Below are 22,016 nucleotides of genomic sequence, written 5' to 3'. Positions count from 1 at the left end.
TGTGCTGATGACATGGTCTGATTTGCCATCTCCCCCCGAGAACACCAGCCACTTAACCCTCTAGCACCCCTTGTAGTTTTTCCCCCGGCAGTTGTCCGCCAGCTTTTTGGCCTCGTTCAGCTGGACTGCAGAGATTTCCCGCTCAATCATTTCCAGCCCCTCCGACACTTCGTTCAATCCGCCGGCAACGGCAAAGCTCCACCACATATGCGCCCGCAAATAGTCCTGCGGGACGCCTTGCCCCTGTAGATACAGCTTGCCCAGCGAGAACTGCGCCTTGGCGTGTCCCTGTTCTGCGGCAAGCCTGAGCCACTTGACCACCTGAACCCCGTCCACGGGGACACCCTCGCCCAGTGCATAGGCAAAAGCCAGGTTGTACTGCGCCGAGGCAAGCCCCTGATCCGCCGCAAGTTTATACCAGCGGATGGCTTCACGCACATCACCGGGAACGCCAAGCCCTTTATGGTAGATCAGTCCCAGATTGTACCGGGCATCTGCAGAGCCCTGACTGGCCGCAAGTTCAAACCACCTGATCGCGGTTGCCGGGTCACGGGCAACCCCAGTCCCGCCAAGATACATGACCCCCAGATTATATTGCCCGATCACATCGCCTTGCTGCGCGGCCAGATTATACCAATGGAATGCGGCTTCCTCGTCCACCGCGACACCTTGCCCTTTTTCATAGGCAGAACCCAGATTGCCCTGGGCAGAAGCACTGCCTTTTTCCGCAGCAATGGTGAAGTAACGGACGGCTGCTTTCGCATCCCGGGGCACACCAAATCCTTCACTATAGGCCATGCCAAGATTATTCAACGCAGGAACATGCCCCTGCGCCGCCGCCTGCTCGAACCATTTGAAAGCCTGGCCGCCATCCCGGGGTACACCCTTGCCTTCCCGGTACAGCACCCCCAGATTGTACTGGGCCACGGCATCCCCCGCCGCCGCCAGTGGTTCCAGCAGGGTGAGTGCCGTGGCATAATCGCTTTTTTCCAGCGCCTCGGCGACCTTGTCCAGATCCGCTGATATCACCTGCTTACCCGGAAGAACCGTTACGGTCAGAAAAACCGTTACAACAAGAAAAAACAAACCGCTCGCTTTTTTCATCTGACCCTCACTCCGGCAAGACCTTGTCTTTGTGGATGCAATAGCGTTCAAAATCATCACGGTTATATAGAAAGGCAACGCCGGGGTTGCTGCGGGAATGGATGATGTTGAAGTTGTAGCCGACTTGAAACATAGCCCCCAAGACTTGATCCTCACTTTTATGCAACTGGTAATGACGCAACCCCACCTGATAACTGAAGGTCAAGCTAAAAGATCCCCCGCCTTCGCTCTCCTTGCACCATTCTTTTTCTGTTAATACCGCTGGTCTGATCCGCCCCATGGTATAGATCTCTGCGCGTCGAAGTACACTTCGCAGAGAGAAAAAGCCGAAGGTGCAAGCCAGAAGAATAACGGGAATGCCCCAAAGTTGATCCCAGCCCCGAAAAAGTTCTCGCTCTCTCCAGGGGGCTGATATTACATCCAGCATCATCAACCCCAAATAAACAACGGCAGCAAAGCCAGTAAATTTTCCGACAAAAGCAATAAAATGTCGAAACATTGCCGAATTATCCAGCTTGTCTTCGCGCTGTAACTGAAACACATAGCGGTCAAACTTCCATGGACAAAACAGCAGCAGCAGATAGAACAGATAGCTCATGAAGAATAATCCCCCCGGATTGCTGACGAAATGCGCCCCCCCCTATTTCTTCGGTAACGTCTTCCGCAGGCTTTCGATCACGCTGCTTTCGGCAAGGTCGCTGTAGCCGTCATCTTTGGCTGCCGTGAAGGCCTGGGCCGCCCCCGCGCCCAGCGGTTGTTCCAGCCCCATCTTGCTGGCAAAGCGCAAGCCATAGTCCGTGTCTTTCAGCCGCCAGCGGGTTGAAAACAGCACATCCTTGTCGTGTTCACCGCGGACCATCAACGCGGCATTGCGCGCGACCTGCGGGCTGCCACAGCCGCCAGAGGCCAGCGCCATTGCCACCAGATCAAGATCGAGCCCGGCGCGTTCAGCCGTGACCAGCCCTTCTGCAGCGGCGGCAATCTGGATCGAGCCCATCAGGTTGACGATCAGTTTATAGGCCGTACCCGACCCGGTCTCGCCAAAGTGGATCTGATCGGTCGAGAGCACCTCAAGCAGCGGCAACGCCCGGTCAATCGTGGCTTTGCTGCCGCCCAAAAACAGGACCAGATTGCCACTGGCCGCCGCCATGGGCAGCCCGGTCACGGGACAATCGAGATAATCCAGCCCTGCTTTTGCCGCCAGGTCTGCCAGCTCCAGCACCCAGTCGTGTGACAGGGTCGAGCATTCAATCGCCAGCGCACCGGGCTGGAATTTCCCGGCCAACACCCCGCGCGGCCCGCTCCAGATCGCCCGCGAGGCCTCGTCATCCCCGAGCATGGAAAAGATCACCTCGGCCCCGCGCACCGCCTCAGCCGGGCTGGACGCCACTTCAGCGCCTTCAAGTATGCCCCCGGGTTGCGACAGCGCCGCTACCTTCGCCGCGGTGCGGTTATAGACCCGGACCTCGTGCCCGGCGCGCAGCAGACAGCCCGCCATGCCAGAGCCCATCAATCCGGTGCCGAGAAACGCGATAACAGCCATGGAGTTATTCCTTAAAGGCGAGAAGAATGAGAGATGTTTCCTGATTGAGTGTGCAGATATCCCTTTAGAAAACAAGGTGTTTTACAACGGCAAGCAGGTAAATCAGCCCTTTGGATCAGCGCCCTTGCCTGTGATGTTTGAGAAGATGATCCAGGGACAGGTGGTTTAGATTTAAAATATCATCTGGGTCAGTGCCCCTGCGATGATTAATGACTATAGGGTAAAAAATACTGAAAATTGTTTACAGCGGCTTACCTTGCTAAGGCTGTGGCAAAGAGAACTTGCCTCGCTCTCACCGACGTTCGCCGATTATTAATCGCGAAAAGTCATCAAACGTTTGTCCTTACGCAGGCAATGATTGTGAAACTGCTCTTCATTGTAAAGATAGGCAATCGAGGGATCACACCGGGCATAGATGATGTCAATCAGATCGCCTTCACGCAGATGGGGATAGACGCTATCTGTCGATGTCTCTTGCAGGCGATAGCTTTTACCTTGGGCCATATAAGCAAAAAAAAGCTGATAGAACCGGTGTGTTGTATTATCCCTATCTCTATGCTCAACATAACGCCTTTCCCGAACGTAACCGTCAATCACCCGGCCATCACTACAGGCCAGTAACGGTTTTTCCAGCCGCCGGATATTCATAACCCCGAAGCAAAGACCGATGAACAGGATGCCCCCTGCTGCCAGATCATTACCTCTGCCTGTTTCCATGAGATTCTGCAAATTCGGATCAGGTTGCGGCTGCAGCCAGACAAAAAAATAAGCCACAAGCCCCAACACCACGACAAGCCAGAAGAAAAACCAGCCGAGATGGCCTTTCATTACCGTCTCATCAAGATTGTCCTGCGACCTCAGTTCGCGGTAAAGCCGGGTGAAGTTCCCCGAACAGAACATCAGATAAAATTCAGTCAGCAGATACATGATCTCTTTCTCTCCCCAAAGAGATGTCTTCCTCTCGTCTCAGTTCAATCCCTGGGCGCTGTTGTCCGGCTGCTGTCGAGACAGCGCAGGACAAAGATCCGGTCCAGTTCCGCTTGATCATCCGTCTCATCACCGCTGGCGTATTCCACCGTCATTTCCGGCTTGTCCTCGGCATAGAGGATCTCGACCTTGTTGCTTTTTTTCCAGTCCCAATAGGTCTTCTGGCCGATCTGGCGGGTAAAGGAGGTCTCGATCACCCGCTCGCCCAGCTCAAAACGGTGTAGCACATTAAAACCGCGCCCCATGTTCGACTTGGTGCCCATCACCGTGGTTTTTGCCACCCGGCCCCGGCTGTAGACATGAGCCATCTTGCCGACCATCTCGATCAGGCTCCACCAGATATAGAGCGAGATCACCAGCGCAATAACCAGAGGCAGAGCCCCGCCCAAAGGCTGGTCCCCGGCAGTGTCATCTATCAACTGCAGGCTCAGGGAAAAGCCCGCTCCCTCCACCCCCTCTGTCAGACGAAGGATCCCCGCAACCCAGAACATGCCCATAGCCACTGTGAACGCCAGCAGGGTACAGAGATAAAAGCGGATCAGATAATAACGCCGCGCCCCCTCATTCACCCGCCCCTGCTGTTTCAGCTCCCGGTACCGGGGCAGAAAATCTCGCGCGCCAACAAACAGAAAAAACTCGAACAAGGGGGCCATGGATCACTCGTGACAGGAAGGGGAAAGGGTGCAAAGCCAGAAAAAACTAGAAACATCCAGATCAGAACGGCAGGACTATAGAGCCAAAATCCCGGTGGGTACAGGGATCAGAAGAATGTTTGCAATATATCCCCCCGCTGGTACCGACTGTTGATCAAGGAAGAACATCACTGGGGATAGATCATGCTTTTTTCTGCCTGTTCTGCCCGCCCGTCCAGATCCCAGTCCGGGGCTTTGCCTGGTGCAAGTTGATCCTTGATCAGGCAGCGGCTCTTGAACTTTTTCGGCTCATACAGGTAGGCAAAACCCGGGGCTGACTGCGCATAGACAAAAGGGTCAACATCACCAATCTGCCTCTCTCTCCGGGCAAAGATCAGATGATAACGATGGCTTGCCTTCAAGATTTTCCCTGCGACGGTGTATTCATAATGATCCGTCCGAAATAAGAGCCGGGAAATGAATTGTCGAAACAGTCTGGCCTCTATCAAGTGTGCATCACTATAGGCAAAAACCATTCTTTCCAGCTGACGCTTTCTTAATATCGCGAAAAGTAAGTACCAACCCAATAAAAAACCGCCAAAAATCAGATCAAACGTAAGGGTTCTTACCTTCATGTAGGGTTGCCAATATGCATAAATAATACAGATAACCGGGAGAAGGTAGAGCATCAACCATCCGAGAAACCGGAAAAAATACCCCCTCGCCACCTCGGGATCAATCATCCCCTGCCGCTGTTTTTCTGCATAAAAGCGGATAAAATCTCTGGAGCAAAACAGCAGGAAAACCCTGAACAAGACTTGCATCGGCTTTATTCCTGCTTCCACGGGGGATCGTTGCGGTTAAAGCGGCCCGGAGAAACAAACGATTGTTGCGGCTTCTCGGCTTCGGCCAGATGTCCGTCGAGATCCCAGCCTGAAACTTGCCCCGGTTCAGGTTTGTCCCGGATCAGACAGTTGCGGCGGAAAGCCGAGGGATCATAGAGACAGACAGTTTTGGGAAGGTTTTGCACAAAAATCACCGGGGCTTTATCCCCGATGTTACGCTCCCCTGCATAATCACATTCCAGCCAATATGGCTTGCCTTCGACCTCATAACGATAGCTGTGATTATCTTTCCCGCCTTTATGGGAAACCTTGTCGACCAGCACCGACACAGCAACCGCGCCTGCACTGTAGATAAAAGCGCTTTTTTCCAGTTGCCGGATTTTTCTTCGCCCGTGTGAATAAAGCGTACCCGCAATCAGCAACAGGGCAAATACCTCTGTCAACTCGTCAAGCAAGAACGGGGTCGTATAAAGCTCCCATGCCCTTTTGACGAATAAAACTGCCGTTAGCAGGGCCAGTGCCACCACGCAAAACCAGAAGAAAAACAGCAGGAAATAATTGAGCCGCGCTCTGGAATCTATCAGCCCCTGCCGCTCGTTCTCGATATAAAAATCCCTGAAATTACGGGAACAAAACAGCAGAAAGAACCGAAAGACAAAGGACATAATTACCCGCATCAGAGGAAAAAACAGAAGCACGGCAGCTATTCTATAGGCGATTTAGTTTTCCAGGTACAGAAAATCTCTTATATTTCATCTACCTGCCACAAATGGGGATTGAAAGGTTCAACAACAATCGATAAACAGGCGCGCGTTTACATTTCCGGCTGTGTTTCCACCACTTCCCGCTTGCCGGGAATCTGTTGCTGACCGGGGCCGGGAAGCACCCGTTACATTTCTACAACAGATTCTTCCCCAAAAGATTTTCGAGAGATTTTCGGGGATGTTTTCTCGCCTGTTCTTTTTACTTGGTATGAGGTCGCGTTGGTAAAAAAATTCCTGTTGCTGCTTGCCCTGTCCGGTTCCGCCCTGACAGTCCCCCAGATTTCTCCTGCTCAGGAACCCAAATACCCGCTCGGGGACAACAAACAGAAAATGACGCTGCAAAGCCTGGTCGCCGATATCAAATGGCGCGAAAAGGTCAGGGAAAACTGGAAACAAACCACCTCACCAACGCTACCCGTGCCGCTGACCAGAGAAAAAGGCTTTCCGCTGCCGCTTGGTCCTGCCCCGCTCCCCTCTGCCAATAGCGGAACAGAGATCGCCCAAACGCCAACTGTTCCCAAACTGACCCCGCTGACACCACCGCCAAAAATCAATTGAGCAAAAACCCGGACCAACTTCTCCACCCGGCTTCTCCCCCAGCTTTCACAGTGGCTTTCACGGCGGCTTCCACATCGGCTATTGGCGATGTGAGTGCCCCGGATAGAGGAAGGGTTTTTTTGGTTCTTCCAGCTCTTTGGCCCGCTGATCGACCTGCCAGCTCGCAGGTCTCCCCGGCATTTCCCTGTCACGGATCAGGCAGTTGCGCCAGAAATCAACCACATCATAATAATAGGCAAAACGCGGGCAGCTTTCTGCACAGATAAAGGTGACAAAGTCCCCGACCTTTTCGTCTCGCGGCGCAGAAAACCTGCGAAAAGTCATCTTCTTGCGGAACCACTCCCCGGCCATACAATATTCATAAACATAGCTGTAGTGATAATCTTTATGATCTGAAGAGAGCAACTGGGCGTCCAGCAGCACACCATCGCTGTAGACAAAGGCGAGGATTTCCTGAAGGCGGATTTTCCGCCGGGCAAGAGCCAGCGTAAAGCAAGCCACCAGAAAGCAAATTATAACAGGGCTCAGCAGCGAGAAATCGGGAATTTCCCGGCTCAAGTCCGCATAGTTCAGCCAGAAAAGCCCACCGGCAAGGAACGGGGGAAAAAGAGCCAGCAACAGCCAGAAAAGAACGCCGCGGGTAATACTGTTGCGCACCTCGGGTTCAATCAACCCCTGTCGCTGCTTCTCGGCATAGAAATCCCTGAATTCGCGTGAACAGAACAGCAGGAAAATCTTGAAGAGAGAAGCCACAACGACACCCGCAAAAGCTGAAAAAAAAATATCAGACCCAGCCTTCCCGCATACGGACTTTCTTGCAACATTTTTTTGCAAGAGGGCCAGATTTCACCCGGCAACCGCACAAAGCTCGTGTAACGCGCAGCGAAAACTCTCTACGGTTCAGCGCGGTATCAGTATCTTAAGCTTTATCTTCAGCTATGTCTTTTTGGGGAGAGCGAGAATTTCTAGCCGGAACGGCCCCGGGCCTGACGCCATTCGGATTGTAACAGGGCATAGCCGTATTCATCGGACCAGCTGCCCTTGAAGTGGATATTCTCGCGGTAGTGGGCCTCGCGCCGGAAGCCGGATTTTTCCAGCAGCTTGCGGGCAGCTTCGTTACGCGTGTCGATGATCGCACTCAGGCGGTGTTTGTCCAGACGCGCGAACAGAAGATCAAGCACACAGTCCAACGCTTCTCGGGCATAGCCTTGTTGCTGGTGATCGCTGTCGAGGGTAAAGCCCAGTTCGGCCTGCTGTCCATTGTCAAAAAAATGCACCGCGATATCGCCGAGCAGAACATCATCTTCCCGGCGGGCCAGCGCAATCTGGAACCAGCTGTCATCCCGGTTGAAGGCGAGATCCTGCTGCCCCTGCCAGAACCGCCGGGCATCCTCGGCAGTGAAACTGCTCCAGCTCTGATAACGTGCCACCTCGGGCTGGTTGCGATAGCGGGTAAAGGCGCTGAGGTCTTCCGCGCGAAAGGCGCGCAAGCAAAGGCGATCAGTCAAAAGAGGAAAAAAGTCAGCCATCAAAGATCCCCCAAAAAAACAAGATCGGAAACACCCGCGCCGAAACGGCGTATCAGCAAAGGAGCGAGAAGATTTTATAGCGCCTTTTTTCTGCCCAACAACCCTGCATTTTTCGTCTGCCTTGCAAAAACGAAAACAACCTTTACGCGCTTCTGTCATCTGACAGGTCAATTAAAAAGACACATTTTCATAAAACTATAGTATGGTTAACGTCTCGCCGGATTGACCCGGAACAGGGGTCGGGCGATCCCTTTGAAAATAATCTGACCGGGCTATCTTTACGTCATATCAGGCTTCACGTCATATCAGGCCTCGCGTCACATCAGGCTTCATACCACATCAGGGAAAAGCACATGAAAAACATTCTTTCACGTTCTGCACTGTCACTTTGCTTCAGCCTTGCCCTCAGCGGCTCAGCCTTTGCCGGAGAAACAGCCTCTGTCCCCGGTACGGTGCAGTATTTTGTCAATCTGGAAGACGGCGCCACGGTCAAGGCCCCGGTAAAGGTGATCTTTGGTCTTTCCGGCATGGGTGTCGCGCCTGCGGGCATTGACAAGGAAAAAACCGGGCATCATCACCTGCTGATCGACCGTCCGGCATTGGGTGAAGGCGAAGACGGCGCAGATGAATTTGACGCCAATCTGCCCGCTGATGACCATCACATCCACTATGGCGGCGGTCAGACCGAAACCACACTGGACCTCGCCCCCGGCACCCACACGCTACAGCTGGTGCTGGCCGACAAGGACCACATCCCGCACAACCCGCCGGTCTTTTCTGAAGTGATCACCATCACGGTGGAATAACCTGACCCGCTGAGCACCTGACGATGACAAAGGGCTGGCGCTTTACGACAAGCTGTCAGCCCTGGTCATCTATGCCCCGCAAGGGTTAATCACCGCAGCGCATAGGGAATATAGAGCGCCAGATCCTGCCAGAACCAGAGCAACACCGCTGTTGCCAGCATGATCCCGGCAAAGGGCAGGGCCCCCCTGGCGACTTCCTGCAGGCTGGCCTTGCCCACGGCCTGGATGACAAAAAGGTTCATCCCCACCGGCGGTGTGATCAACGCAGTTTCAATCAGCACGACAAAAAAGATCCCGAACCAGATCGGATCGATGTTGACGTTAAGCACCGCTGGCAACAATACCGGCACCATGATCAGCAACATCGACAGGCTTTCGAGGAAAAAACCCATGATCAGCAGCACGGCCCCGACAGCCAGCACGAACAGACCCGGCGTAGAAATGTTTTCCGTCAGAAGTACACTGATCGACTGGGGGATCAGATAGAGTGTAATCGCATAGGAAAAGACTTTGGCCCCGGCAATAATGATCAGGATCATTACAGTGGTGCTGAGCGAATTTTGGACAGCTTCTTTCAGCATGGCAAAATCCAGCCGCTTCATGGCCAGTGTGATCACCAGTGCAAAGACAAAACCGAGCCCCGCACTTTCCGACGGGGTAGCAATCCCCGCATAGATCGACCCGACAATCCCGACAGCCAGCAAGACCGTCGGCAAAGCCATCAGCGACGCCCGGCCCCGCTCGCCCCAGCTCGCTTTGGGCATCGGCTGGTACGCACCGGTAATCCGGGCAAACAGCAGGCCATAGACAATAAAGGCACCGGCCAGAAACAGCCCCGGCCCGATCCCCGCCAGAAACAGCAGCGGGATGGATGTCTCTGTCACCACCCCGTAAATAATCAGGGGAATGGACGGCGGGATCAGAATACCCAGAGTTCCCCCGGCTGCCAGCATCCCCAACACAAAGGGACGGTCATAGCCGCGCCGTGTCATTTCGGGAATGGCAACAGTGCCGACGGTCGCAGCTGTCGCAACCGAAGAGCCCGAGATGGCGGAAAACAGGGTGCAGGACAGGATTGTCGCCACGCCCAGCCCGCCCGGCCAGTGGCCGACCCAGCTTTGTACCGCGGCATAGAGGTCACGCCCGACCCCGCCCTTGAGCAAAATATTGGACATCAAGAGAAACATCGGCACCGCCAGCAGTTCAAAGCTGTCAACCGAGCCATGCAGACGCTGGGGCACCGCCACCAGCGGCAGTCCCTTGAGCACCAGCAGGATCACCCCCAGCCCCCCCAGCGCAATCGCAACCGGGGTCCGCAACAACAGCAAGGCCAGCAAGGCCGTCAGAATCAAAAAAGCTTCCATCAGTGCGATATTTCCAGCGTGTTGTCTTTCGGGGTTGGCAACTCGTCACGCCAGACCCGGATCAGCTGTACCAGTCCCTGCAGGGAAAACAGCAGGCCTCCGACCCAGACCGGGGCATGGGTCAGCCATTTTGGCGGGGCGAGATAACTGTCGGTAGTGTGCCCGGCCAGTGTATATTTCAGCCAGATCTGAAAGCCGAAATAGACCGCTGTGCCTGCAAAGATCAATAACATCACCGTCGCCAGGGTTTCGGCAAGCTTGCGCCCGAGGGAAGAAGGCTCGGCGAGAAAGACCTCGATCGTGATCATCTCCTGTCGCTTGAGCACATAGGCTGACGAAAGAAACACCACCCAGACCATCAGATAACGACTGACCTCATCAACCCAGATGGTCGGGGCAACAAAGACGTAGCGCATCACCACCTCATAGGTGATGAAAAACCCGATAGCAAACAGACACCAGGCCGCAATTTTCCCCGCCCCATCAGACAGGGCATCTATTCCCCGCATAAAAAGCTGCAGAGCGCTGTTCATGGCTCACTCCTGCATTCACTGAGGTAAAAACAACCCGGAGCCCCGGCCTGGAACCAGGGCTCCGGCAGTAGATACCAGAACCTGTTTTAACCGGATTTATTTTGCCGCCTTGATTGCGTCAATCGAGGCAGCGCCGGTTTCACCGGTTTCCTCGACAAAGCGGGTGACAACGCCCTCTGTCGCCGCGACCCACTCGGCCCGCTCGGCATCGCTGAGATCAACCACGGTCATCACCGATTTCATTTCATCAACGATTTCAGCTTCTTCGGTATAGATTTCATCGCGCAGTTTGGCTTCAACCTCCAAAGCGGCATCATCAATGATGGCCTTTTCCGCGTCAGACAAATCGTTATAGAAATCCTGATTCATCACCGCGACAAACTCGATCGCGCTGTCAAAAGTCAGGGTCATGTGATCCATCACTTCAAACAGTTTGCGCGACTTGACCGCAGAGGCCCCTGTCATGCCGACGTCAACCGCGCCTTGCTGATACCCCAGAAACTGTTTCGAACCGGACATCAGGGTCGGTGCACCGCCCAGGGCTTCGACAGTCCAGCCGTGCACCTTGCCATAGGTGCGGACTTTCTTGCCTTTGATATCTGCCGGGGTGCGAATGGCCGAGCCATTGTTCAGATAGATATTCCGGCCAAAGGCCTGCCACCACAAAACCTTGGCATTGGTTTCCTTGACGATGGCTCCGTCAATTTCCTTGCGCAGTTCTGATCCCGGAGCAACAGAAGCCCGCAGATGTTTTTCATTTTCAAACACAAAGGGAATGGCGATCACATCAACCGCCGGAACGGAGCCGGCAAAGCGCCCGATAAAAGCGGAACCTGCCTCAACGGCACCTGTTCCGACCGCGTTCGGCACATCCTGATCCTTGAACAGCTGGGCCGAGGGAAAGAGCTGGATTTTCAGCTCACCGCCGGATTTTTCCTCGACAATCCGGGCAAAATCCATCCAGTTTTGCCCCAATGAATGGGTTTCCGGCAGCTGCAACGTTACCCGAATGACTTTTTCGGCAAAAGCCGATGTGGTTGATACGGCCAACCCGGTCGCAACGGCGGCCCCCAAAATCCAGTGTTTCATTTTTTCCCCTCTTGTTTTTTTATCAAGCAAGCTTGTTGATCTGATCACCTGAAAGTCCTTGGCTGTTCATAACACCCACGAACAAAGGTTTTGAATACAGGGCCAGATATTAGATTTGGTCCGATTTAAATCAGACCAGATGCGCAGTTTGGATTAGATGCACGTAAAGAACCTGACGTGCAAAAGATGTGAAAAACACAATTGATTTTGTAACTATCAGCAACAAAAGACAAATACATTGTTAGAAAAGATTATGTCCCGTTATCTGTGTCTGTTTCCAGGACAGTTGCGCAGAGTACATGTCCCTGCTTACATATACCTGCCGTCCTTGAGTGCATCCATATAGACATCATAGAGGCCGCTGTTGCGGAACATCTGCAGGCGGGTGTTGAACCGGTCACGCAGCGCAACACTGTCCGGCAGGCTTTTGGGGAAAAGCACGTAACTCAGGTTGACCAGCACGGGCCGCGGGTGGTGGGTAATCAGTTTCTGCACTTCGGGGGGGAAGTTTTCCCGCAAGGCCGCATAGCCCACATTGACTTCCTGGGGATAGAGACTGATCCGTCCTGCCAGCAGTTTTTCAAAATTCTGACGGTCGGTCGGCAGGCGATCCATATAGATCTGCCCGCTGTCAAGATAGGCATCCAGCCCGGGGCCGTAGCTGTATTTGATCCCGCCGCCCATGCGCTGGTCGGTCAGTTCGCTGAAATCCTGCCAGTCAAAAGGCATGTCTGCGCGATGGAAAAACACAAATTCCTCGTTCAGAACCGGCTCGCTATAGAGGAAATCCGCTTCGCGTTCGGCCTTGTGCATCCAGACCCCGGTGGCAACAAAATTCCCGTTGGCCGCTTCGGAATAGGCGCGGCCCCAGGGCAGGAATATCAACTCGACCGGAATGCCTTCGGCGGCAAAGATATCGGAAATCAGATGGGCAACCGCCCCGTGGTGATCCAGCTTTTCTGAAATATAGGGCGGCCATTCCCCGACCGTAATCTGCAAGGGGTGGGTTTCACTGCCATGGGCTGGGTCTGTCCCTGAAATTTGAGGTGAAATTTGAGGTGAAGTTTGGGGGGAAATTTGAGGAGAAGTCTGGGCGGACGGATCGGGAGCTGTCTGCTGGGCAGATACCGCGGCAGAAAGGAACAGGAACAGCGAAAACAGGGCCAATACCCCGAAGAACAGCTTGCCCGGCTGCGATCCTGTTTTTGTCATTTCCCGGTTTTTCTGGAAAATGCCGCTTTCAGCTGTCCTGATCATCTCTCCTACTCCGAAACGGCACCCCTCAAAAGCTGCAGCTGAAAGGTAAAATGCCGCTCTCTCCTGAGGTATCCTCAAACTGTCTGTAAGAACTGACGAGATCATCATAACAGAAAAGCCAGAACAAATCCTGTGAATATTATCCCGCCCTGCTGGCTCAGAGTCCGAACTCTTCCTCTATCCAGCTGACAAAGGCCTGACTGGCCCGGGTCTGGCTGTGACGCGCCGGCTGGATCAGATAATAGGCTTCCTGCATCCGCACTTCCGGCGCGAAAGGGCGCACCAGCTGCCCGCTTTGCAGCAGGTCAGACACCAGCACATCATGGCCCATGGCCAGCCCCGCCCCGTGCAACGCGGCGCTCAGGGTAATGGAATAGGTCGAGGCCAGGTTGATGTTCTGCCCCGGCGGCAACTGTTCTCCCTGATCCGCCAGCCAGTTCTCCCAGCAGCAGAAAACCCCGCTGCAGTCAAACAGCCGATCCCGGCGCCAGTCCGCCGCCCCGGCCAGTTCCGGGGCACAAACCGGATAGAAGCTGCCGCGCGACAACAGCCGTGCTTCCAGCCCCTGTTCAATCTTGCGCCCATAGCGGATCAACACCGGGGCCAGGGGTTCAGCCTGATTGATCCAGATTTCCGGGACCACATTGATGCTCAGCCAGGGGAAGCGTTTCAACAGACCGGGCAGCCGCGGGGCAAGCCAGAAAATCGAAAAGGCCATATTGCACTGGACTGTCAGGCGTTCTGCCTCGCCCTCGCCTGTCAGCGCCCGGGTTCCCCGCTGCAATCTGTCAAAGGCATCCTGTACCACGGGCAGATAACGCTCTCCGGCTTCTGTCAGCAACAGACTGCGGGGACGACGGATAAAAAGCGGATGGCCAAGTCGCTGTTCCAGCGCCTTGATCTGCTGCGATACTGCCGACTGGGTCATGTTCAGCTCAGCCGCCGCCCCGGTAAAGGACAGCTGCCGGGCCGAGGCCTCAAAGGCATGAAGCCAGTTCAACGGGGGAAGACGCTTGCCACTCATACCCGGCTTTCCTTTGTCATTATTCAGGCATTAGTTTCACTTATGACACTACTGCTTTTTTCTCGTTTGTAAATGCTTCTGCCTTCTTCCAGAATCACCTGATGACCAGCTGTCTGCCCTCGATTGAATACGCTGTCCCCTCTGCCGGAGAAACCCTATGTCCCAGATAACCAACCATTCCACCAACCAGATCATCTCTGGCCGTACAGGCAAGGCGTATGATCCCGCGGAATGGCAGCTGCGGGTCGATCTCGCCGCGGCCTTTCGCCTCGCGGTGCATTTTGACTGGCATGAGTCCGTCGGCAATCACTTCTCTGCCGCAGTGTCTTCAGACGGGAAAAAGTTTCTGCTCAATCCGAAATGGCAACATTTCTCGACCATCTGCGCCAGCGACCTCTTGTTACTGGATGCGGATGATCCCGAGGCCATGCAAGGCCCGGATGCGCCGGATCCTACCGCCTGGTGTATTCATGGGGCCGTGCATGCCGCTGTGCCCAACGCCCGGGTTTTGCTGCACTGTCACCCGGCCTATGCCACCGCACTGGCAACCCTGAAGGACCCGTCAATCAAGCCGATCGACCAGAACACCGCCCGCTTTTTCAACCGTATGGCCATCGATCTGAATTTTGGCGGTCTGGCTGATGATGCCGCCGAAGGCCAGCGTATCGCCCGCGCCTTTGGCAACCATTCGGTCATGATGATGGGCAACCACGGTGTCGCAGTTGCCGCCAATACCATCGCCGAGGCCTTTGAAGATCTCTATTTTCTGGAACGCGCCGCCAAGACCCTGATCCTGGCCTATTCGACGGGTCAGGAGCTCAGCATTCTCAGCGACGAGATTGCCGAAAAAACCGCCCGCAGCTGGGAAGATTTCAAAGACGCCTCCTTTGCCCATTTTGACCAGCTCAAGGCCATGCTGGACCAGACAGATCCTTCCTATCGCGAGTAATAAAGTGGATAGCTTCAGTCGATCAGGCAAACTTGAAAAGCAAAAACAAGTGCCTAACTCACTTTTATGCGTTATCAAAACGGCAGTCCCTGAGCCCTGAACGATGAAAGTGAAACGGATGAAACTGAAGCGGATATGCGCTGTTCTGGCCCTTCTGGTCACAGTCAATCTGGTCGTTGATCCAGACAAAACAGCAAATGCCGGGGAACTGGTCGGCGTTTCAACCCTGCAGATCACCTCACCAGAGCGACAAAGCCTGCTGGAAGTTACCTCCTGGTACCCGGCAGGAGCCGGAGGAGAAGCCGTACTGGTCGGTGATACGCCTCTTTTTATCGGTGTGCAGGGCTCCAGGGACGCCCCCATCGCCGAAGGCACCTTTCCTGTCGTGCTTGTCTCGCTGGGCGGGATGAGGGCAGCGCCCGGCCTTGGCGGGTGGATCGGTTCACGTCTTGCTGCACAAGGTTTTATCGCCCTTGTTGTCCAGCCGCCGCGGCTTCGCGCCAGCGATGCACATCTTGCTCCGGCTGAAATCTGGTTGCGCCCCGGTGATCTTTCCGCAGTGCTGGACGACCTTGAAACCAACACCTCCTGGGCCAGACATATCAAGCCGGACAGGGTTGGGGCTCTCGGGTTCTTTCTGGGCGGCAGCTCTGTTCTCTCACTTGTCGGCGCGCAACTTGATCCTGATCGCTATAGCCAGAGCTGTGATGAGGGCGGGACGGGTCTTGACTGCCGCTGGTTCGCCCAGAACAACGTTGATCTGCACCAGGTCGATGCCACCAGAATTGCCCGCTCCAACCTGGATCCCCGTATCAAGATCGCCATCGCGGTTGATCCTGAACTCTCGACAGTCTTTTCGCCCGACAGCCTGAGCGCGATCACATCCCCGACTGCGATACTGAACTTGGGGGCGCCTGACACTCTCCCGCCTGGATTGGACGCATCAGTTCTGGCAACCTTGATCCCGGACAGCCGCTACACAATCATGGAGACTGCCTCACAATTCAGTGTTTTCAATATCTGTAAACCCGCCGGAGCTGCCATCCTGGCAGAGGAAGGCGAAGACCAAGCCATCTGCAGGGAGCCTGGTCGGCGTGACCGAGACGCGCTGCATACCGAGATTTCAACCACAATCATCGACATTTTGTCTCCCCGCCTACTGGTCACGGAATAATCAGGCCAGAATAATCAGGCCCGGAATACACAGGCCTGGGATACACAGGCCTGGGATACACAGATGGACAGGAATCAGGGCCATCCCGCCAAAGAAAACTATTTGTTAACTTTAATAGCAGATCCTCTTCAGCGGGTCACCAGAGCTTAAGAACAACAAAAACAGTTCCGCTCGTATAATCATAAGAATAAAAACCGGTACTGCGAGACTTTGAAAGGTCTAAAGCAAATGAACCGCTCAGGAATTCTTGAGCCCGGCAAAGCTATGGTGCATGCAAATCTTGACAACTATCCTGATATGGCAGCTGAAAACGCTTCTCCTGCGCTCTACAGCAAAGCCCACCTGATTGCCTGTCGCGCCGCCTGTCATGCCCGCCGGGATCTTCATACCCTGGGCGATGCCCTTCAGGGAGAATTCGAAGGCACCATGAGCCAGGCCCAGAAGGCCGGAGAAACCATGACCGCGGCCTCAGAGGAAACCAGACAGGCCCTGAACGATGTGGCCGAGCGTTCGCGGCAGCTGGAAGTGGATGCGGAAACCGCGACCCAGAATGTCGATGCTGTTGCAGCAGCAACCGAGGAAATGAACGCCTCCATCGCCCTGGTCGGCGACCATGTGGCCAAGACAGCAGAAGGTGCGAAGGGCGCTTCTGCTGAAGCAACCCAGGCTGCCGAGACCATCCAGACCCTGGCCAGTGCCTCCGAACGTATCGGCAGTGTGGTCCGCCTGATCGAAGGCATCGCCGGGCAGACCAACCTGCTCGCGCTCAATGCCACCATCGAGGCCGCGCGGGCCGGGGATGCGGGCAAGGGTTTTGCCGTGGTCGCCAGCGAGGTCAAAAGCCTGGCACAGCAGACCGCCAAAGCCACCCAGGATATCACGGCACAGATCGAGGAAATCCAGCAGGTCACCCGACTGGCGGTCGAGGCAATTTCCAGTATCACAAAAGTCATTGGCGAGGTTGAGGATTTTTCTTCTGAAGTCGCCGACCGGGTCCAGGAACAGGTCGCCGCCGTCAACGAAATCGGCCGCAATGCGCAACAGGCCGCCGTCAGCACCCGCCAGGTCACGGCGACCATGGCGCACGTCGTCGGACAGGTCAATCATGTCACAGAAACCACGACCCGGCATCAGGACAGCGCCCACAGCCTGCACGAACTGGTCGAAGCCCTGAACCTGCGCCTGCAGACCGCCGTGCGCAGCAGCTATGCCCCTGCAGCAGCAGAACCCGCGAAGACGAACAGCGAAACCTATGACAAAAACGGTGACAAAAACGGTGACAAAACCGCCGCTGTTGCCGCGGCGTTTGTGCCTTTCGATCTCGACTGCAGATTGACCATCCCCGGCCTTCCCGGTTTTGTCGACAGCCGTCTGCGCCAGATGACAGCATCCGGCGGCCAGCTGTTTTTTGATGGATCGCCCCAAAACTCTGCCGCATCTGCTGACAACATCGTCCCGGAGGTGAACAGGGAAGTCAGCCTCAACCTCCTGCCCCTGGGTGACTTTGCCGCCCGCATTACCGCCGTCTCTCCGACGGGCTGCAGCTTTGATTTCAGCACACCGGCCCAGTCTGCCATCACGGCGCTGCTCGACGGTAACATTGCTATCGACCAGCCCTTTATCGCCCGCTGTATCCGCAGCGCCCGGCGCATTTCCACCCGTTTTGAACAGGCCGTTGACCAGGGAGAAATATCACTTGAGGATCTGTTTGACCGGGATTATCAGGCCGTGGAAGACAGCAATCCCCTCCAGCATCTGACCCGTTACCTGCCCCTCACCGACAAGCTGCTGCCCGAGTTTCAGGAAACGGTGCTCGATTTTGACAGCCGCGTGGCCTTCTGTGCCGCTGTGGATGTCAACGGTTACCTGCCCACTCACAATCTGAAATACAACCATCCGCAAAGGCCGAACGACCCGGTCTGGAATGCCGGAAACTGCCGCAACCGCCGGATCTTTACCGACCGCACCGGGGCTGCCGCCGGGGCCAACACCGCCCCCTACCTGCTCCAGAGCTACCTGCGCGATATGGGCGGGGGCAACTTTATCCTGATGAAGGATCTTTCCGCCCCGATCACCGTCCACGGCAAACAGTGGGGCAACCTGCGCCTGGGGTACTCCCCGACGTAGAAAAGCCGGAAAGTGGCGATTTATCTGAATATCTTCACTTGGGCTTTTTGGGGCCGGGCTTCCAGCAGTGGCAGTCTTCCGAGCAGAGCGGAACATCTGCATACTCGGAAGGTCCGCCCTCTTTCGCCTGGACGGGCATTTTCACGGTGAAGGTTGAGCCAACATTGAGCTCGCTTACAAAGGTGATCGATCCGCCCTGGACCTCCAAAAGCCAGCTGACCAGACAGAGACCGATACCGGTACCCGATATGCCCGATGTATTACGCGAGCGGAAATACCGGGTGAAGATCTTGTCGTGGTCCTCCGGGGCGATACCGATGCCAAAATCCTGGACCGAAACATAGGCATTCCCCTCTTTGACCCAGCCTTTGACAATCACCTCGGGTGCATTCGGTGCATATTTTACCGCATTCGAAAGCAGATTGGTAAAAACCTGGACCATCTTTGAACGGTCGGCCAGGAGGTCGCGGGGCAGATCTCTTACATCATAGGTAATTTTGTGCCGGTCCGAAATATCCTGCTGGCTGTTGCAAAGCTTGGCGACCATCCCTGCCAGATCGACAGATCCCAATTCGATCTCGATCTCCCCTGCTTCAATCCGCGAAGCGCTGAGGGTACTGTCAATCAGCGTCAACATCCGCTGGGTCGCCGCCTTGATCTGCCGGAGACGTTTATCAACAAAATCCTTTTCCAGGTCATCAAGCCGACGCTCCAGACGCTGAACGCTGCTGTCAATAATCGCGACAGGGGTTCTGAATTCGTGTGATGCCATCGAGATAAAATCGCTCTGCATCTTGTTCTGTTGCTGCTGGTTGGCCAGCGCCAGACCCAGCTGCAAGGTCTGGTTTTCAAGCGTAATCAGATCATGATATCCACGGCAAGAGGCATAGAGTGAGGTAAAGAGCATCGAGGCGGTAAGTTCGGCCTTGGATTTGTAATCATTGATATCATAGTCCCGGATAATCTGCTTTTCCGGTGCATCCCCCGGCTGTCCGGTTCGCAAGAGAATTCTGATTTTCTTGTTCTTGAGTACATCCCTGATCCACTTGACCAGCTGCAAGCCGGCATCCTGCGTTTCCATGACCACATCCAGAAGCAGGATCTCGATCTCGGGATGCGCTTCCAGGATCACCTTTGCCTCTTGTGCAGAAAGGGCGTGATGAAAGCGAACTCCCTTGTCCTTGAATTCAAAATGGCGCAGGACAAAGACCGTCGCATCGTGAACCTCCGGATCGTCATCGACGATCAGAATATTCCAGGATTCCTTAAAGGAAGGATCGGGGAGCGGATCTGTCTCGGCCTCGGCAAACATCAGAAAATCATCTGTCTCTTCGTCCTCGAAATCTCCTGTTTCTTCAAAGGGAATACTCTCGCCAAACAGGTCTGTTTCTTCAGACAGCTCTTTGCTCAGGCTATCAGGAGAGTCCGCAGCCTTGCTGTCTTCATCAGCAGCTGCCTCCCTATCACGGCGGGATTTCTCCGGATCATGAATAGCTTGCGTCATATTCTCTTGGCCTCAATATTTTGCAGATCAAATTCAAACCAGGTACTCACACCGGGGGAACTACCCCAGCGAATGTCACTTTTAAGTTTTTGCACGACAAGATTGTACACGATATGCAATCCCAGACCAGTCCCGCCCCCACCGCGTCTGGTCGTAAAGAAGGGGTCGAAGACTTTGTTCAGGTAAGCTTCCGATATCCCCTCTCCGTCATCTTCGTATCGCACACGGGTCTTGTCCCCGAGCTGGGTCACCGTAATAATGATATTTCCTGCCCTGTTGCCGTCATCAAAAGCATGCAGGTAGGAATTTGTCAGAAAGTTCGTCAGGATCTGGGCGACAGCACCGGGATAGATCCGAATGGGTTTGTCTCTCTCTCCCGCCAGGTGAATGTTGATATGTGTCGGCTTGAACTTGGCATGCATACTGCGCAGCACGTCTTCAGCATAGTCATAGACACTGATCGGACGCAGTTCATCCAGATGCTGGTCAACAGAAACCTGTTTGAAACTCTGAACCAGCCGCGAGGCCTGCCCCAGATTTTGCGAGATCATTCGGGTGCCGTCTGCAATTTCGCTGATAAATTTTTCAAACCCGCTCGCCCTTAACAACCCGGCTTTGAACTGCTGCTGGACTGTCTTGACAGACTCTTCCAGATGCGAGGAAAGCGTGACACCCAAACCGATTGGCGTGTTGATTTCATGAGCCACGCCAGCCACCAGTTGGCCAAGTGCCGCCATTTTCTCAACCTGGACCATCTCCTCCTGCAATTCCTTCAGGTGAGTGATATCCGACACCGTGATAACATATCCAACAGATTCCACGATGTTCCCTCTGATATCGACAGTGATCCCGTTATGAAACCTGCGTTCGATCTGGAAAGGTTTTTTCGTGGTGTAGAAATCCAGAGTGTTCTGGATAAATTTCTCTCTTTCAGATTCCTTGACAATCGGCTTCATCGAAACGGTCTCGACCAGCTCGGCCACCGGCATGCCCGTATACACTTCTCCCTCTTCCAGGCCGTATAACATCAACAGATTCTGGTTATAGCGCAGCACCGTGAGATCAATTGAAACCATCAGCACACCAATGGGAAGATTTTCTATGGCAGCGTTGATCTGGGCAACCAGCGCCAAACGGGCCTGGGCCTCGTGCAAACGGGCGCCCTCAACAGTCATCTTCTGTTTCAGGTCGCCCTGCATGATATCCAGGGCGCGAAACAGTCTGCCAAATTCGTCTTTGCGCCGGGTCTGGATCTCATTTTCCAGATTGCCTGCAGCAATGTTGCTCGCAATAGCTTCCGCCCGCCTGATGGGCGGAATGATATTAAGCGCCAGCGCCAGCGCAATAAGCATACTGCTCACCGTGCCGATGCTGGAGATTATCCGGTTAGTCTTCAGGACCTGTTCCGCCTCGGCGATGTTGGTCCGGGTCGTCCTGAAGGCAGAGCGAGCCGAGCGATGGACTGTACCGGAACTGGCAAGGACTTCCTCCGAAGCGCCCTGAATATTTTCAAGTATCCTTGTTGCCTGCTCAATCCTGTCTTCCGAGGCCAGTACAATGTCATAGCCGGCAGCAGATTCAAACTCGACAATGGTTGACAGGGCCTCGATCAACTTTTCCGAAACAGGCGCGAGCCTGTCATAATTTCCTTGTCCGCCAATCAGAATATCCTTCTGCGCTTCCCACTCCATCAACAGATCCTTGATCTGTGTGAAATAGCGCTCGGAACCCACCGCAATGGAACGCTTTTCCGCATAGGCAAAATTGCGCAGGAAGATTTCGAATTTTTTATTTATCCTGACTTTCTCGGCTGCCAGATTTTCTTCGCGATACCCCTTATAGAGTGCATAGTCTATTGTGATAAAATTGTTCTGCGCTGCCCTTGCAAAACTCATGGCCTGCATCGGCTTGCTGTAGATATCCCGCGCCAGAGAGATACTTTTCTCAATCTCCTGTTCCAGCTCCTTGATGCTGTGAAAGGTATCGTCGACATTTCTTCTCATCCAGGCAACATCAGTCGTTATTCCTGCTGTTCTGTCTGATACGTCACCAATACGGTCAACCACCCTGGCCAACTCGTTTTCAGAATGCCACATCATGCCAAGGGGAAAGAGGCTCAAGACCAGGAAGCCAAGAAGCAGCTTCAACCATACCGGCATCTCAACTCCTCCTGTCTCCATCGGTAGAGCAACAGCCAACCTGCACCAAGGCGTTCACAGGCTGCTCT

General features: G+C 54.5%; 21 protein-coding genes. 5 read left to right on the top strand and 16 right to left on the bottom strand.

Annotated elements, in window-relative coordinates:
- Positions 1–60 precede the first annotated feature (60 nt).
- The 7 genes from O4H49_RS03160 to O4H49_RS03130 form a co-directional block, all read right to left on the bottom strand.
- A complete protein-coding gene (locus O4H49_RS03160; protein ID WP_269421961.1) occupies positions 61–1,104 on the bottom strand; it encodes an SEL1-like repeat protein in 1,044 nt (347 codons plus the stop codon).
- A 7-nt stretch (positions 1,105–1,111) separates the two neighbouring features.
- Positions 1,112–1,702, bottom strand: a complete 591-nt coding sequence (locus O4H49_RS03155; RefSeq protein WP_269421960.1) for a hypothetical protein — start codon at positions 1,700–1,702, stop codon at positions 1,112–1,114.
- 42 nt (positions 1,703–1,744) lie between these two features.
- Positions 1,745–2,722 (bottom strand): NAD(P)-dependent oxidoreductase, encoded by a 978-nt coding sequence (locus tag O4H49_RS03150; protein WP_269421959.1) that lies wholly within the window; start codon positions 2,720–2,722, stop codon positions 1,745–1,747.
- Between the two features lie 237 nt (positions 2,723–2,959).
- On the bottom strand, positions 2,960–3,574 hold the full coding sequence (locus O4H49_RS03145) for a hypothetical protein (protein WP_269421958.1): 615 nt from the start codon (positions 3,572–3,574) through the stop codon (positions 2,960–2,962).
- Between the two features lie 44 nt (positions 3,575–3,618).
- The gene (locus tag O4H49_RS03140) at positions 3,619–4,287 is read right to left on the bottom strand and encodes a hypothetical protein (RefSeq protein ID WP_269421957.1); all 669 of its coding nucleotides are present in this window, start codon (positions 4,285–4,287) and stop codon (positions 3,619–3,621) included.
- A 167-nt stretch (positions 4,288–4,454) separates the two neighbouring features.
- Positions 4,455–5,090 (bottom strand): hypothetical protein, encoded by a 636-nt coding sequence (locus tag O4H49_RS03135; RefSeq protein WP_269421956.1) that lies wholly within the window; start codon positions 5,088–5,090, stop codon positions 4,455–4,457.
- Between the two features lie 5 nt (positions 5,091–5,095).
- A complete protein-coding gene (locus O4H49_RS03130; RefSeq protein WP_269421955.1) occupies positions 5,096–5,776 on the bottom strand; it encodes a hypothetical protein in 681 nt (226 codons plus the stop codon).
- A 318-nt stretch (positions 5,777–6,094) separates the two neighbouring features.
- On the opposite strand from O4H49_RS03130, the gene O4H49_RS03125 reads away from it, so the two are divergent.
- Positions 6,095–6,433 (top strand): hypothetical protein, encoded by a 339-nt coding sequence (locus O4H49_RS03125; protein ID WP_269421954.1) that lies wholly within the window; start codon positions 6,095–6,097, stop codon positions 6,431–6,433.
- A 78-nt stretch (positions 6,434–6,511) separates the two neighbouring features.
- On the opposite strand, the gene O4H49_RS03120 is transcribed toward O4H49_RS03125, so the two are convergent.
- Together O4H49_RS03120 and O4H49_RS03115 are read right to left on the bottom strand one after the other, a co-directional pair.
- The gene (locus O4H49_RS03120; protein ID WP_269421953.1) at positions 6,512–7,186 is read right to left on the bottom strand and encodes a hypothetical protein; all 675 of its coding nucleotides are present in this window, start codon (positions 7,184–7,186) and stop codon (positions 6,512–6,514) included.
- Positions 7,187–7,398: 212 nt separating this feature from the next.
- Positions 7,399–7,962: a GNAT family N-acetyltransferase gene (locus O4H49_RS03115; protein WP_269421952.1), complete on the bottom strand. Its 564-nt coding sequence runs from the start codon at positions 7,960–7,962 to the stop codon at positions 7,399–7,401.
- A gap of 353 nt (positions 7,963–8,315) precedes the next feature.
- Between O4H49_RS03115 and O4H49_RS03110 the strand changes: the two genes are divergently transcribed.
- Entirely contained in the window at positions 8,316–8,768 is a 453-nt protein-coding gene (locus O4H49_RS03110) for a DUF4399 domain-containing protein (RefSeq protein ID WP_269421951.1), read from the top strand.
- An 89-nt stretch (positions 8,769–8,857) separates the two neighbouring features.
- Here O4H49_RS03110 and O4H49_RS03105 read toward each other — a convergent pair whose 3' ends face one another.
- The 5 genes from O4H49_RS03105 to O4H49_RS03085 all read right to left on the bottom strand — a co-directional run bounded on the left by O4H49_RS03105 (position 8,858) and on the right by O4H49_RS03085 (position 14,035).
- Positions 8,858–10,132 carry a TRAP transporter large permease gene (locus O4H49_RS03105; RefSeq protein WP_269421950.1) on the bottom strand — a complete coding sequence of 425 codons (1,275 nt, stop codon included), beginning with the start codon at positions 10,130–10,132 and terminating at the stop codon, positions 8,858–8,860.
- Positions 10,132–10,665: a TRAP transporter small permease subunit gene (locus tag O4H49_RS03100; RefSeq protein ID WP_269421949.1), complete on the bottom strand. Its 534-nt coding sequence runs from the start codon at positions 10,663–10,665 to the stop codon at positions 10,132–10,134. Before O4H49_RS03100 ends, O4H49_RS03105 begins: the two co-directional genes overlap by 1 nt.
- A gap of 96 nt (positions 10,666–10,761) precedes the next feature.
- The gene (dctP, locus tag O4H49_RS03095) at positions 10,762–11,754 is read right to left on the bottom strand and encodes a TRAP transporter substrate-binding protein DctP (RefSeq protein WP_269421948.1); all 993 of its coding nucleotides are present in this window, start codon (positions 11,752–11,754) and stop codon (positions 10,762–10,764) included.
- 309 nt (positions 11,755–12,063) lie between these two features.
- A complete protein-coding gene (locus O4H49_RS03090; protein WP_269421947.1) occupies positions 12,064–13,011 on the bottom strand; it encodes a substrate-binding periplasmic protein in 948 nt (315 codons plus the stop codon).
- Between the two features lie 157 nt (positions 13,012–13,168).
- A complete protein-coding gene (locus O4H49_RS03085) occupies positions 13,169–14,035 on the bottom strand; it encodes a LysR family transcriptional regulator (RefSeq protein WP_269421946.1) in 867 nt (288 codons plus the stop codon).
- 157 nt (positions 14,036–14,192) lie between these two features.
- On the opposite strand from O4H49_RS03085, the gene O4H49_RS03080 reads away from it, so the two are divergent.
- The 3 genes from O4H49_RS03080 to O4H49_RS03070 all read left to right on the top strand — a co-directional run bounded on the left by O4H49_RS03080 (position 14,193) and on the right by O4H49_RS03070 (position 18,285).
- The gene (locus O4H49_RS03080; protein WP_269421945.1) at positions 14,193–14,984 is read left to right on the top strand and encodes a class II aldolase/adducin family protein; all 792 of its coding nucleotides are present in this window, start codon (positions 14,193–14,195) and stop codon (positions 14,982–14,984) included.
- A 118-nt stretch (positions 14,985–15,102) separates the two neighbouring features.
- The gene (locus O4H49_RS03075; protein WP_269421944.1) at positions 15,103–16,158 is read left to right on the top strand and encodes an alpha/beta hydrolase family protein; all 1,056 of its coding nucleotides are present in this window, start codon (positions 15,103–15,105) and stop codon (positions 16,156–16,158) included.
- A 228-nt stretch (positions 16,159–16,386) separates the two neighbouring features.
- Positions 16,387–18,285, top strand: coding sequence for a methyl-accepting chemotaxis protein (locus O4H49_RS03070; RefSeq protein ID WP_269421943.1), 1,899 nt, complete (start codon positions 16,387–16,389; stop codon positions 18,283–18,285).
- A gap of 34 nt (positions 18,286–18,319) precedes the next feature.
- Here O4H49_RS03070 and O4H49_RS03065 read toward each other — a convergent pair whose 3' ends face one another.
- On the bottom strand, positions 18,320–19,789 hold the full coding sequence (locus O4H49_RS03065; RefSeq protein WP_269421942.1) for a hybrid sensor histidine kinase/response regulator: 1,470 nt from the start codon (positions 19,787–19,789) through the stop codon (positions 18,320–18,322).
- Positions 19,786–21,948 carry a sensor histidine kinase gene (locus tag O4H49_RS03060; protein WP_269421941.1) on the bottom strand — a complete coding sequence of 721 codons (2,163 nt, stop codon included), beginning with the start codon at positions 21,946–21,948 and terminating at the stop codon, positions 19,786–19,788. The genes O4H49_RS03065 and O4H49_RS03060 overlap by 4 nt, the downstream gene beginning before the upstream one ends.
- Positions 21,949–22,016 lie beyond the last annotated feature (68 nt).

The sequence above is a fragment of the Kiloniella laminariae genome (genome assembly GCF_027214005.1).
GTDB classification, from domain to species: domain Bacteria; phylum Pseudomonadota; class Alphaproteobacteria; order Kiloniellales; family Kiloniellaceae; genus Kiloniella; species Kiloniella laminariae_A.
The sequence above is the reverse complement of the archived record's forward strand: the minus strand, read 5'-3'. Positions and strand labels throughout refer to the sequence as shown.

Coding starts and splice junctions, on each gene's coding strand:
- O4H49_RS03160 (WP_269421961.1), bottom strand. CDS start 1,104: ATGAAAAAAGCGAGCGGTTTGTTTTTTCTTGTTGTAACGGTTTTTCTG.
- O4H49_RS03155 (WP_269421960.1), bottom strand. CDS start 1,702: ATGAGCTATCTGTTCTATCTGCTGCTGCTGTTTTGTCCATGGAAGTTT.
- O4H49_RS03145 (WP_269421958.1), bottom strand. CDS start 3,574: ATGTATCTGCTGACTGAATTTTATCTGATGTTCTGTTCGGGGAACTTC.
- O4H49_RS03140 (WP_269421957.1), bottom strand. CDS start 4,287: ATGGCCCCCTTGTTCGAGTTTTTTCTGTTTGTTGGCGCGCGAGATTTT.
- O4H49_RS03135 (WP_269421956.1), bottom strand. CDS start 5,090: ATGCAAGTCTTGTTCAGGGTTTTCCTGCTGTTTTGCTCCAGAGATTTT.
- O4H49_RS03130 (WP_269421955.1), bottom strand. CDS start 5,776: ATGTCCTTTGTCTTTCGGTTCTTTCTGCTGTTTTGTTCCCGTAATTTC.
- O4H49_RS03115 (WP_269421952.1), bottom strand. CDS start 7,962: ATGGCTGACTTTTTTCCTCTTTTGACTGATCGCCTTTGCTTGCGCGCC.
- O4H49_RS03110 (WP_269421951.1), top strand. CDS start 8,316: ATGAAAAACATTCTTTCACGTTCTGCACTGTCACTTTGCTTCAGCCTT.
- O4H49_RS03105 (WP_269421950.1), bottom strand. CDS start 10,132: ATGGAAGCTTTTTTGATTCTGACGGCCTTGCTGGCCTTGCTGTTGTTG.
- O4H49_RS03100 (WP_269421949.1), bottom strand. CDS start 10,665: ATGAACAGCGCTCTGCAGCTTTTTATGCGGGGAATAGATGCCCTGTCT.
- dctP (WP_269421948.1), bottom strand. CDS start 11,754: ATGAAACACTGGATTTTGGGGGCCGCCGTTGCGACCGGGTTGGCCGTA.
- O4H49_RS03090 (WP_269421947.1), bottom strand. CDS start 13,011: ATGATCAGGACAGCTGAAAGCGGCATTTTCCAGAAAAACCGGGAAATG.
- O4H49_RS03085 (WP_269421946.1), bottom strand. CDS start 14,035: ATGAGTGGCAAGCGTCTTCCCCCGTTGAACTGGCTTCATGCCTTTGAG.
- O4H49_RS03080 (WP_269421945.1), top strand. CDS start 14,193: ATGTCCCAGATAACCAACCATTCCACCAACCAGATCATCTCTGGCCGT.
- O4H49_RS03075 (WP_269421944.1), top strand. CDS start 15,103: ATGAAACTGAAGCGGATATGCGCTGTTCTGGCCCTTCTGGTCACAGTC.
- O4H49_RS03070 (WP_269421943.1), top strand. CDS start 16,387: ATGAACCGCTCAGGAATTCTTGAGCCCGGCAAAGCTATGGTGCATGCA.
- O4H49_RS03065 (WP_269421942.1), bottom strand. CDS start 19,789: ATGACGCAAGCTATTCATGATCCGGAGAAATCCCGCCGTGATAGGGAG.
- O4H49_RS03060 (WP_269421941.1), bottom strand. CDS start 21,948: ATGCCGGTATGGTTGAAGCTGCTTCTTGGCTTCCTGGTCTTGAGCCTC.